Here is an 11,701-nt window from a genome sequence, read left to right as displayed (position 1 = left end):
CTCCGACTCGTCGTGGCCATTACCAACTACGAGCGAGGAAATAATCCGGGCTGTGAGAAGCTATGAGATGGATTCTATGACAGGCTCTAGCAGTGCAACACGAAGGAGGATCGCCTTGATGAAGATGGCTCCTCGGTGGACACTCGCTAGGCACCCACCCCACGTTTCCGTCGTAACCGAAGATAGATAGCCGCGAACCCCATAGAATAATCCACCAGAACACATAGTTTAAAGTAGGTAGGGTGAGAAGCCCCCAGTAAGTATACTTCGTTCAAAGAGTGAACGGAAGGATTTTCGTTCACTCAGAGGAAATCTCCTTTCGAGAGGATTGCTGTGACCGTTTATGAACGGTCGTTACTAGGGCTCTTGTCACGGTTTCGGATTTTGAATGGTCCCTTCAAATGGAATCCTTTCTCGAGATAAATTACGACGGAAACGTGGGGTGTGTGGGTTCCCCTTTCAAAAACTCTCATCCCCACGCTGTCCCCCGAATGTTTCCTTCTTCGTCGGAAACACGGTTCAACTATCAATAAAGTGAACTCGAGGCTATACGGCATATCAACGGCAGGTTCGGGAGAGAAACGTCGGAAACGTGGGGGGGCTCTCTCCAGCAGATTTATATCCCTACCGTTCACACCGTGTGATATTCAATGACGTTCGATTCTTCATCAGGTTCTGTGGACGACCCACTCTTTGAATCCGGGCATCGCATCTTCGCGAACAAGGATCTCCTGAAAATCGGTCACGTTCCTGGTGCCGATCGGATCGTCGGTCGGGACGAGGAGATATCGAAACTAGCAAAACGACTCAACGGGGCCGTTCACGGATATTCTCCGGAGAACGTGATGATCTACGGAAAGACAGGAACTGGAAAATCACTCGTCTCAAAACACGTCTGTCAACGTGCTCAAAATGCTGCCCAGGACGGTACCGATATCGGGATCGCCTACATCGACTGTGCAGAAGACAATACTGAGACTCAGGCTATTTCTTCACTTACAACAAAGTTGAACGATGAATCAACTACCAATATTTCAGTTCCACATACTGGTCTTAGTACGTCGAAATACTACAAACTCCTCTGGAAGACGCTTGATGCCCAATTCGATTCTGTGATCATCATCTTGGATGAGATTGACTTGATGGACGACGATAGCGTGCTGATGAAACTCTCACGCGCTGAGGAGGCAGGCAAAATCGACTGTAGCATCGGTGTCATCGCGATCAGCAATAAGATTCAGTACGTCGATAACGTGAACGAGCGAGTGAAAAGCAGCTTTCAGCACAAGGAGCTGTTCTTCAAACCGTATGATGCAAACCAGCTTCGTGAAATCATGTACAATCGTGAGGACGCCTTTCAGGACGACATCCTGACTGAAGACGTGATCCCACTCTCAGCGGCCTTCGCAGCTCAAGAACACGGCGATGCTCGGAAGGCAATCGATATCCTTCGCCATGCCGGGGAAGTTGCCTACGAAGCCGGTGCAGAACAAGTGAGGGAGGAACATGTCCGCCAATCTCAGCAACACGCGGAAAAAGACCGGTTCAGAGAACTTGTAAACGGCGCACCTACACAGGCAAAGGCTACGTTGCTCGCGCTAACGGAACTGGCCCTTAATTCCAATGATGATGCCTTCCTGACGAGCCGCGTGTATGACCAGTATGAACAGATCTGCCATCACCTAGATATGGATATCCTTTCCGTCCGACGGTTCCGAGACATCCTGAAAGAACAAGCGTTCCTCGGTGTTGTCGAAATTGAAAAGATCAACAAGGGGAGTGCGGGCGGGATTCATCTCCAAAACCGTCTCATCGAAGATCCCCAAGTCGTCCGCGAAACGATTCTTGAGGACAGTCGCATGCAGGACTGGATACGTGAGTAAATCCCCTCCAGATGGGTGGAGTGAACGACGGAAATCTGGGGGGGGTATGAGGAGACGACGGAAACAACGGAAACGAGGGGGGTTGAAAACCCCGTCGGAAACATAGGGTTGGATCAAAACGACGGAAGCCTGGGGTGGGATGTAAGGGAACAACGGAAACGACGGAAACAAGGGGGGGGGGAGTTGAAAACCATGTTGGAAACACGGAGGCGGATCGAAACGACGGAAATCTGGGGTGGGGCGTGAGGAAACGACAGAAACGACGGAAACGACGGAAACGAGGGGGGTTGAAAATTACGTCGGAAACATGGGGTTGGATCGAAACGACGGAAATCTGGAGTGTGATGTAGGTTCGCTATTATATCTGAACAATTCTTGGTTAACCAACATCGTTGAGCTTTTCAATGAGAATGAGACCGCTAGTATCTCAATACAGATTGAGACTTCAGTGTAGATGGCCGGTCCGTCGTGTGTGTCTCATTGGTGGTTGGAAATGCCAACGTTGAGGTTTTCATTGAGAAAGAGGTGAGCACTATCCCAAAACAGAGTGGAATTCCAGTTTGGATAGTCAGTTCGCCGTGCGTATCTCATTCGTGACAGGAAACGTCAACGACGTTGGTTAAGATCAGCCATTCTTGAGGCGTCGTCCTGGAGTTCGGCTCAGTCGTCGGCACTCTCCTCGAGATTATCGACCGGGACGCCGGTGAGCCACCATTTCGCTCGAATGAGCGCACCGGCTTGATCAAGCAGCCGCTCACGACGCTCACGGTAGCGTTCGAGCTCTCTCTGTTCGTCGACGTACTCAACTAACTCACTCGGCTCTGCACGTTTAAGTTGGGGCGTGCTGTAGGCGGCGTCAAGGGCTGATGCTGCCGATAACAGATTTCCTGTCGTGTACTGACCCGCTGGATGAGTTCGATTCGCTGTCGTATCACCAGACACATCACGCCAAAACGTACGTGACAGGTCTTGCTGCGGCCCGCAGCAAGACCGTGACTGGGATCGCACGAGAGGTACTTCCAGCAGGAAGTGACCGAGCGCTCAACAAGTTCCTCACCGAGTACGACTGGGACGAAGACCAGCTCAACCACGAGCGGTTAGAGGAACTGCAAAAACACGGTGAGACGCGGTGGTCACAGGATGGCTACATCGTCATCGACGATTCGGTGTTCCAGCGAACCGGGAAGGAACTTCCCGGTGCTGGGGAGTTCTACGATCATACCGAAGGAGAGCCTGTCTGGGGACAGGATCTCGTTTACTCGTTCTACACCGACGACAAAACGTCGTATCCGCTCGTGTTTCGCCAGTACGAGAAAGCCGACGACGAGGATCAGGATGACGCAGACGAGACGAAGTACGATCTGTCCCGGGAGATGGTCACGGAACTGGAAGAAGAGGTAGGTGTGCCTGCGGACACCTACCTCTTCGATTCGTGGTTTGCACACGACTCGGAGTTGATCAAACACGTCGAATCATACGGCAAGGACTGGATCGGGCCGCTTCGGAGCAACCGGAAAGTGACCTACGCAAACCAGGAGATGCGCGTCGATGCGCTGGAAGAGCGCATCGACAAGGAAGAACGGGAGATTGACGAGGAAACGTACAAGATCTGGACGAAGACGCTGCCTGTGTCGAAGTTGGGCGAGGTTCGGCTGGTGATCGCTGAGAAAGTGACTGACGACGAGGAGGAGAACCCGATCAAGTACCTTGCGACAAACAAGATCGACGCGCCTTCAGCCCATATCATTCGGAGCTATTCCTACAGATGGCGAATAGAGACGTTCTTCGAGGACTCGAAGCAGGATTTGGGCCTGGGAGACTGCGAGATGCGTGATTCTGACGGTGCCAGTCGTCACTGGCACCTCCAGATGCTCACCTACAGCCTCCTTCGTCTTGGTCCGGAATCGAGCGTCTCGGAGCGACTCGTCTCGAAAGCCTCGTCGCTCCGAGCACAGCTCGAACACGGCCTCAAAGAGGCGATCTACAACATGTTCTCGTGGGTCCGCGACCAGCCAGACCGCGATCTTGATGGACTGATGGAGGAAATCGACCACCTCTTCCTCCATTCTGACGGGAGCTTATAAACGTGCAGAGCCGAGTAACTCAGTAACCTCGTCGACCCGTTCGTTCGTCGCGGTGAGCTTTCGCTCGAGACGGTCCCGTTCTTGCTGGAGCTCGTCGACCCGTTCGGTGAGCAGTTCATACTCAGTGATGAAATGTCTCACCGCCTCGCTCTTTGATTCATACTCGCCGCCGTCCCCCGTTTTTTCCTCGAGAAGTTCGGCTTGCTCCTCGGTGATCGTAACTGTCAGGCGTGGCACCGGTGATTCTCCTCACCGTCCGTAAGAAGTCGCTCATACAAGTGGTTCAGTCAGACGCTCGGCTGACGCAGAGCTATATCTCACGAAAAGTGACTCAGCGCTTAGAATTGCGGGGCCCACAACCCTGACCGAATCCATGGCATTGAATTTGTCTTGAGCGGGGCCCCGCAACAGGATGTTGCCAGCGTGTTTGTAAAAACCTTCGCAAGAAGATGGTGCGATCAAGTATTTTCTATGTTCGGTAATTTTTAATCCCAGATCGAAAGACGCCACCGAGAGAGAAGTACCGAACACGATCAAGCTGCGAACCTTGGAACCCTTCTTTCGCCAGAAAAGATCTAACCGATTGGTGCTGCCAGACGGGCTCAAAGACAATCGGCTGTGGGAGCTGTCTCAATCGATCGACCGGGTGCGACGATCTATTAAACGTCGCTCAAAAAGGAGGAGTTCAGCGGGACGCCCAACCGAAGAACAGCCAGACGTCGCCGTGCTTGCCTTTGAGATCCTTCCGTTCGCGATACCGTTTTGCTTCGATCGTGCCCGAACAGTTGATTACTCCGGAGGGACCCCGCTTGCTCTGTATCCGCTTGTCCCCTTCTTCGATTAGTTCGCGTGCGACAGTACGTTTCTGCCGGTCTTTGTGCTCACATTCGGGTATTACCTCGAACGTATCTTTCTCAGCGATCGTACCGGTATAGCCGCCGTGTCCGTGCATATTCCGAGCGTCCTCGACAGCCTTCGAGAACGCTTCTTCGACGGTTTTCCCGAACGCCAGCGTCTCGAACGTCACAGCTCCCATCAGAATCCCCCCGTTATACGCTCGTGGGCGGCGCTTTCGACGGTTTGATTCAAATTGGTGTTGTAATTTTGAGTGCTTGTCATAAAAGGACCTCCGCTAGAGCACCATCTGGCGGAACTGCCCTTCGGTGCAGCCGGGGTCGTCGATGCGGATTGGAGCGCGATCGGGATCGGGCGCCGGCGTACGGTTCTCGTCGATCATTCGCCGCTCATAGAGCTTCTGTATGACCTTCTCGTGCTGCCGGTCGGCTGGCCGTTCGGGTGCCGTCACGGCGCGGGCTTCGGCAACGACAGGTCGCTGGTCACTCTCGGCGGCGCTCTCAAAACAGAGCGACATGGATCTATTCGCTGTCGCTCTGGTTGCTCGATCGGCGTTCGGCCATGGTGTCCTCGACTATCTCGAGGAACTGCTCGCGGTCCTCCTCGATCTCCTCGATCGAGTTCCGCCCGAGCGTGGCCTTGACGCGGTCCTCGTCGCGAGTACCGTCACCGCGCTTGCTCTGCACCTGAAGCGTGCAGAACCCGTCTTCGTTCTCGGTCAATTCGGTCTGGAGGTCGTCTTTCCGTGCCATGGATCAGTCAGGGAATGCCTCCCTGTACCCATATATTGTATGGGAAGTATATTAAAACTACCGATTCTCTTCAGTCGCCGCGCTCGGGTGTCGCTAGACGTCAGGTGTCAGCGTCCCATCTTGTGAAAACGACTCGTCGCAGCCAGTGGTGAGCTCGTAGGCGAGCATTCGGGCAGTCGCTTCGGCGAAGCCGGCGCGTACAGTCGTCGAATCGGTACCTTCAGGGAGCGGACAACGGTGTTGAGACCACCGCTTGTCCGCCAGCTTGTTGTTTCGCACGGCGTTCTCTGGCGTGCTGATGTCGAACGAATCAATCAGAGGTCGGTCGGAGTCGTCAGCGATCGACTCCTGGAGCGCACCGATCAGCTCGGTCGACGTCCCGACACCGAGACCGTGGAGGTCGACGTCGTAGCCGAGAACCTTCCGGGCCTCGCGGAAGTAGCGAACTTGAACGGCACCGCGGGCGTCGCGAAGGCCACCGACCGCGACCGTTCCGACGTCGTCCTCTCGTCGGGCGTAGTGGCGGCACTGTCCGCGAAAACTCGAGAGGTCGTGTGTCGAAAGCACTGGGATCGGTTCGGCGTCACACTTGTGGCGCCGCCAGAGCGATAGGAACCGGCCGTGTGCGTCGAGCGCTGTCCGGGGCTCGTCAGGGTAGTCCTTCGAGACGACGTAGTCGGCGTCGACTGCGTGGGCGGCCTCGAGGACGTCGCCGACCGGATAGTACGGATCCGAGTAGACTGAGTCGACGATCAGCGTCTCACAGCTCTCACGAAGGCCAGGCCGGTCGGCTTCATTCGCAGCGACGAGACGCCACGGCCATGAATACCGGTCGCAGACGCCGGCCACGTAGACGTCGATCGGACACTGCTCAAGCAACCGCTCGCGGGCGGTGATCTCTCGAGCGTACCGGGCAGGGACCTCCACCGTCTCACTCGCCCCATTCACCTCTCGAGACCGCGAGCTCGCACGCTGTTGGGTGTTGGGTTGCATAAACTGAGGATTAGTGTAGCGCCGCCGCGGCTAGAGCCGAAGAGTTTCGGTCTCGACCCCAGCGCCGGCACCGTTGAATATTTCAACCTGCTCACGACAGGCGCGACAACCGTACAGCGTTCCGTCGTTCGCGGCGAAAACGCGTCGATAGTCATCGGTGACGTGTGCGCCGCAGTTATCGCATTCCGGCATCGTCAGTCCCTCTGCGTGACGTGCTCGCCGAGGTCGGGGTCAATCGCCCTCTCGTCGACGCCGGCCGGGATCGAACGGTCGCCGGTAGCGTAGCGGGCCCGCTTCTCGTGCTTACATTCTTCCTTAGGACCGAGGTTGTACGTCGCGTCGGGGCAGTCACAGGTGCCTTCGCGAAGGTCGACCGTGTACTGACTTTCCGTAATAACGATGTACATATCGTCAGCGTCGCGGACATGGTCGATGTCCTCGAGGACGGTCATGTACTCAGTCAGGGCGCGAACGTCCCGGTTGTCAATGTCCGTGATCGTCGGTTCGTTCGTCGATTCGCCGCTGTTTTGCGTTGCGATTTCGGGTGCCATGGATTCAGTCAGGGAGTGTGTCTCCCCGTACCCATATATTGTATGGGATATATATTAAAAGTACCGGTCTGCCACAGGACGCGAGCGATCCGATACCTTTATTGCGTTTCCCATACAATATATGGGTACAGGAAAACACTTCCTGACCGAATCCATGGCACTTGCAGAACCCAACGCGGAAACGGAAGCCGAGACCGAGAACCGAAGCCTTGCGAGCGAGGTGGAGATGATCGACCGCGAAACGATCGAGACGATGTACGACGAACCTAGCGACGCGCAGGCTGATAGAAAGACGCGCTTCGTCGCCGTTGCCCGGACGCTCGAGTCCGAAGACACCGGCTTGCTGCCGGCTCAGACGGTCGTGCTCTACGCCGACACCGGCGCAAACGTCGCCTTCGAGCGCTGGTTCCCGCTCCCGCTCGAGTGGGAAGCCGTTCCCCGATCAGTCGTTGTTTCGCAGAATCAGGAGTTCAAGCCACTATCTGACGGCCTGAAGGCCACTGCGGAGCAGGTCGTTGAACTCTACGACGGCGTTGAAGTCCACACGGACGAAAGCGTGGATTGGCGGGTCGTCGAAGAGGAATAGACGGCCACCAACCATGTCCACGGAACAGTTATCACTTGCTGATGCATTCGAGGCCGCTGCCGATAGCGAGACGACCGACAGCCGCGGCGCGGGTGATAGTGAGACCGGGCCCGAGACCGAGCCGGAGCTGCGAACTCGGGCGGCATCGCACGCTGCCGACGTCGCCGGCGAGCACTTCCCCGAGCTGCCGGTCGAATCGATCGATTGGGAGACGTCGACGCGAATGCAGCGCTCGGCGGGAAAGGCCGGCTACAATCGAGCGACTGGCCAGATCACAATCCGACTCTCGTGGGACGCATACCGCGAGTACGGCTGGCAGAAGTTCGCCCGGACAGTCCGCCACGAACTGATCCACGCCTACCAATTCCACGAGCACGGCGAAGCCGACCACGGCCCGACGTTCACCCGCTGGGTCGACCCACTCGACACCGATCGTCACTGCGAACGCTTTGCCGACCCGGAATACTGGATCATCTGCACTGACTGCGAGAAGCGCGACCCGCGCTACCAGCGCTCGAAGATCGTCAAGAATCCCGGTGACTATCACTGCCAGTGTGGCAGCGATCTGCGGGTTGAGGACGCCTGACCTAGCGCGTCCGCCCGTTCCCGATCGGTGGTTTTATGCCTCTTCCAATACATTATATTGATGTAGGGAGACACACTCCCTGACTGAATCCATGGCACCCGAAATTGAGATTCGAGACGTTGCGGAAACGGCCGAAGAGGCCCGCGTCATCGCGGGCTACGAGCGCAACGCACCCGACCACGACTTCGCCTTCGAACATGGTCAGCAGCACTCCCAGCTGCTTGATACCGCCGGCGACGTCGAGCCGGAGATCGCCGTTGAACTCGAGCGTAAGCGCGACCGCTGCTATCACATCCTTTCGCTGCGGCGCGGGCCCAACCCACGCGAGCAGCGCAACCAGACCGAGTACCGCGTCGACGGCCAGGCTGTCGGATCGGCACCGGCGGAGGGGCTCTGAGGATGCAGAGTGCCACCCACGACGATCCCGACGGTGTCCACGAGAACGAAGAGGTGACGGCACTTCCACGTGCGTTCGTCGTCGAAGCCTCCGGGCCCGCGACGATCGTTCGCGATTGCGGTGGCGTCACCGAGCGGACGGAAGGCGAGATCTCGATCACGCACCAGATCGAGACCCTCGAGGAGTTTGGCGAGTTCTGGAACCTTCGAAACAAGCGCTTCCCGAAGCAGGACGCGATCAACAAGCTTGTCGGGGAGCTCGAGGACGGCGATGTTTGCTACGAGGAAGAACCCGATGAGTGGGACGTCCTGATCGACGGCCACGTGCAGGCGTTCTACGGGCTCGCCAAGACGATCGTCGAGTTCGACGGCGATCCCGATCTGTTCGATGCACCGAATCAGCGCTATTGGGACCGCGTCGCGAACAACATCGGCCACGACGTCGACGAACTTGTCCAAGACTTCGCAAAGGACCTGAAGAGCAGCAAGCTGTGGGGCCCCGGCGCGCGACTCGCCGAGCTCACGGTCAAGCACGCGAACCGCGACGACTTAGTGGCCCACACCGAGGCGCTGTTCGAGGAGGTCGAAGGCTGATGTCCGGCTACTACGTGCTGCTGATCAACGAGACCGCCAACGTGTCCTCTCAACTTGGCCCATACAGCTGGCACACCGCTAGCGGCGTCGCAGCGCGAGCGGGCCGGGGCGAAGACATCACCGCCGGCGTGATCGGTCGGCGAGACGGGGGTCCCGTGTAGTCATAGAGACACCAAACTGATGCCTGTTCATTGTCGGAGTGACGTCACTCCGACGCCTGGTGGACGTTACCGGTGTCGTGGCGGGCGGCGTCCTCGCGGCGCTGTCGCCGTTCGATTCGGCGCACCGGCTTCTGGTTAACGGCCTCCTTGCCTCAAGGCCGCGCAACACGGATCCATGGCACAGGCACAATCTAACTCCATGACTGAAGACGAGAAAGTCGACATTCGAGAGGTTCAGTCCGCTAAACTCCGAAAGGCGAAGGGATCAATCGTTGTCCGGGCCACGAACGCGATCCGTGCAGCCGGTCTCAAGGACGGCTCGTTCCGGTTCGATCCGTATGCCGTGGAGGAGATCGGTATGGTCCCGGCGATCGGAACGGAAGAGCGGATCGACGGACGGACAGACCCGCTCGCAAGTTCGATTCGGTTCGAAGGCGACGGGAGCGTGATGATGCTCACCGTCCCGCGAGAGGTCCTCGAAGCGCTTGAGATTGATCCCGACGACATCGACTGGGACAACCCACCCGAGCTAAACGTATGGGCCGGCGATCGACTGATCGCCTTTGAGCGACCCGACGAAAGAACGGTCCAGGTCGACCGTGGCGAAGACTCGAAGGACTAAGACCATCTACCGGCGAAAGAAATTCGTCGGCCTCGACCAGCCGATAGACGTCAACGGCGTCGTTCGCTGATCACTGCTACCTTTTTCAAAGGCAGTGTGTGGCTACGAGCTGTCGTAAGTATCCTTATTAGTAGTTGGTAGCACGGTTCCTTTATTCAGAATGTCGTGTGAAACCCGCGTTACGTATAGGTCAAGCATATATTGGTTAGGGAAATAACGTTATCAGACGGGGAGTTTTATTTGAGCGTAGAGATGGATTCTTATCCCAAATTTATCCTCGTTGCTGCAACAAGCTTGCTGATTGGAATTCCCCTTTGGCTGGCTGTCTTCTCCCCNGTAGAGATGGATTCTTATCCCAAATTTATCCTCGTTGCTGCAACAAGCTTGCTGATTGGAATTCCCCTTTGGCTGGCTGTCTTCTCCCCTGAGTTACTCTCTGTCGAGTTGTTTACTAGCGTCGGATTCTGGATTCCTATTGTTATCCTACTCCTTGTAATGCTATTCGGATTTTGGATAGGCCAACAGTCGAAATTCACGTAATTCGTTCTTCTAGGGAGTCGTTCAATATGCATANTACTCCTTGTAATGCTATTCGGATTTTGGATAGGCCAACAGTCGAAATTCACGTAATTCGTTCTTCTAGGGAGTCGTTCAATATGCATATCTACGGCTCTGTTGAAATCCTCAGAGAGTTACAGGTTTGAGTAGTAGTGTGACCGAATGCAGGCCCTCCCAAAGTCGCAGTTGCTTCGGTTCGTTGAGCAGGCGTATCACTTGGCTCGGCGAGCTGTTGCTCGCTACTCTTCGAAGTTCTCGAAACAGCGGTACACACTTCACCAGCACATTGTCTTGCTCTGTCTCAAGGTACGAAAGAATACGACGTACCGAACCCTGCTTGACGAGCTTATCGAGATGCCTCGGATTCGGAGAGCCATCGAACTGGTGGAGCTTCCTTCCCCTTCGACGTTGTGTAAGGCGTTCAATCGACTCGATATGGCGGTTTGGCGCGTCCTGCTCAACCTCTCGGTCACACTCCTCCCGACCAACGGTGTTGTCGGGATCGACGCTTCCGGATTTGACCGAAGTCATGCCTCGAAACACTATACAGAGCGGACGAAGCTGACGATTCAGCAGTTGAAAGTCACGCTCCTCGTAGACACGAGGTCCAACGCAATCATCGACTTATATGTGACGACGACCCGAAAACATGACTCGCAAATTGCGCCGTCGCTCATCAAGCGAAATACCGGTGAAGTAGCGGTTCTCCTTGGCGACAAGGGATACGACGACCAGAAAATCAGACGACTTGCCCGTCACCACGAGGTTCGCCCACTGATCAAGCATCGTGAGTTTACATCGCTCCACAAGGCATGGAACGCACGCTTAGACGGTGCTCTCTACGGTCAGCGGAGTCAATCCGAGACTGTAAACTCAACGCTCAAACGGAAATACGGTGCGTTCGTCCGCTCACGACGATGGTGGAAGCAATTCCGTGAACTCAATATTGCTTGTCTCGTTCATAATCTTGATCGGTCACTTTGAATGATTCAGAGCCTGTCATAGAATCCATCTCATAGCTTCTCACAGCCCGGATTATTTCCTCGCTCGTAGTTGGTAATGGCCACGACGAGTCGGAGA

16 protein-coding genes are annotated in these 11,701 nt (G+C 56.0%); 9 read left to right on the top strand and 7 right to left on the bottom strand.

Annotated elements, in window-relative coordinates; genetic code table 11:
* Positions 1-650: 650 nt before the first annotated feature.
* Positions 651-1,883 (top strand): orc1/cdc6 family replication initiation protein, encoded by a 1,233-nt coding sequence (locus tag C492_RS11145; protein WP_008423558.1) that lies wholly within the window; start codon positions 651-653, stop codon positions 1,881-1,883.
* Positions 1,884-2,749: 866 nt separating this feature from the next.
* Positions 2,750-3,967, top strand: coding sequence for an IS701 family transposase (locus tag C492_RS11140; protein ID WP_008423556.1), 1,218 nt, complete (start codon positions 2,750-2,752; stop codon positions 3,965-3,967).
* Here C492_RS11140 and C492_RS11135 read toward each other — a convergent pair.
* From C492_RS11135 to C492_RS11110, 7 genes are all read right to left on the bottom strand, one after another.
* Complete coding sequence (locus tag C492_RS11135) at positions 3,962-4,204, bottom strand: ribbon-helix-helix protein, CopG family (RefSeq protein WP_008423553.1); 243 nt, start codon at positions 4,202-4,204, stop codon at positions 3,962-3,964. The two genes, C492_RS11140 and C492_RS11135, sit on opposite strands and share 6 nt — an antisense overlap.
* Positions 4,205-4,652: 448 nt before the next feature.
* A complete protein-coding gene (locus C492_RS11130; protein WP_008423551.1) occupies positions 4,653-5,003 on the bottom strand; it encodes a hypothetical protein in 351 nt (116 codons plus the stop codon).
* 96 nt (positions 5,004-5,099) lie between these two features.
* A complete protein-coding gene (locus C492_RS11125; RefSeq protein ID WP_008423549.1) occupies positions 5,100-5,339 on the bottom strand; it encodes a hypothetical protein in 240 nt (79 codons plus the stop codon).
* 4 nt (positions 5,340-5,343) lie between these two features.
* A complete protein-coding gene (locus C492_RS11120; protein WP_008423547.1) occupies positions 5,344-5,574 on the bottom strand; it encodes a DUF7389 domain-containing protein in 231 nt (76 codons plus the stop codon).
* A 93-nt stretch (positions 5,575-5,667) separates the two neighbouring features.
* Positions 5,668-6,501 carry a hypothetical protein gene (locus tag C492_RS11115; RefSeq protein ID WP_008423544.1) on the bottom strand — a complete coding sequence of 278 codons (834 nt, stop codon included), beginning with the start codon at positions 6,499-6,501 and terminating at the stop codon, positions 5,668-5,670.
* 96 nt (positions 6,502-6,597) lie between these two features.
* Positions 6,598-6,759, bottom strand: a complete 162-nt coding sequence (locus tag C492_RS26075; RefSeq protein ID WP_449289508.1) for a DUF7563 family protein — start codon at positions 6,757-6,759, stop codon at positions 6,598-6,600.
* Between the two features lie 2 nt (positions 6,760-6,761).
* Positions 6,762-7,118 carry a hypothetical protein gene (locus tag C492_RS11110; RefSeq protein WP_008423542.1) on the bottom strand — a complete coding sequence of 119 codons (357 nt, stop codon included), beginning with the start codon at positions 7,116-7,118 and terminating at the stop codon, positions 6,762-6,764.
* A gap of 121 nt (positions 7,119-7,239) precedes the next feature.
* Here C492_RS11110 and C492_RS11105 point away from each other — a divergent pair, with 121 nt between their 5' ends.
* The 7 genes from C492_RS11105 (at position 7,240) to C492_RS11075 (ending at position 11,605) form a co-directional block, all read left to right on the top strand.
* Entirely contained in the window at positions 7,240-7,704 is a 465-nt protein-coding gene (locus C492_RS11105) for a hypothetical protein (RefSeq protein ID WP_152424898.1), read from the top strand.
* 13 nt (positions 7,705-7,717) lie between these two features.
* Positions 7,718-8,290, top strand: coding sequence for a SprT-like domain-containing protein (locus C492_RS11100; RefSeq protein WP_008423538.1), 573 nt, complete (start codon positions 7,718-7,720; stop codon positions 8,288-8,290).
* A gap of 91 nt (positions 8,291-8,381) precedes the next feature.
* Positions 8,382-8,687, top strand: a complete 306-nt coding sequence (locus C492_RS11095; protein WP_008423536.1) for a hypothetical protein — start codon at positions 8,382-8,384, stop codon at positions 8,685-8,687.
* A gap of 2 nt (positions 8,688-8,689) precedes the next feature.
* Positions 8,690-9,280 (top strand): hypothetical protein, encoded by a 591-nt coding sequence (locus C492_RS11090; RefSeq protein ID WP_008423534.1) that lies wholly within the window; start codon positions 8,690-8,692, stop codon positions 9,278-9,280.
* Positions 9,280-9,441, top strand: coding sequence for a hypothetical protein (locus tag C492_RS24220; RefSeq protein WP_160166992.1), 162 nt, complete (start codon positions 9,280-9,282; stop codon positions 9,439-9,441). The genes C492_RS11090 and C492_RS24220 overlap by 1 nt, the downstream gene beginning before the upstream one ends.
* A gap of 199 nt (positions 9,442-9,640) precedes the next feature.
* Positions 9,641-10,063 carry a hypothetical protein gene (locus tag C492_RS11085; protein WP_008423533.1) on the top strand — a complete coding sequence of 141 codons (423 nt, stop codon included), beginning with the start codon at positions 9,641-9,643 and terminating at the stop codon, positions 10,061-10,063.
* Positions 10,064-10,783: 720 nt separating this feature from the next.
* Entirely contained in the window at positions 10,784-11,605 is an 822-nt protein-coding gene (locus C492_RS11075; RefSeq protein ID WP_008423530.1) for an IS5 family transposase, read from the top strand.
* The last annotated feature ends 96 nt before the right edge of the window (positions 11,606-11,701 follow it).

The organism is Natronococcus jeotgali DSM 18795, from assembly GCF_000337695.1.
Classification (GTDB): Archaea; Halobacteriota; Halobacteria; order Halobacteriales; family Natrialbaceae; genus Natronococcus; species Natronococcus jeotgali.
This window is presented reverse-complemented; position numbering and strand designations above follow the sequence as displayed.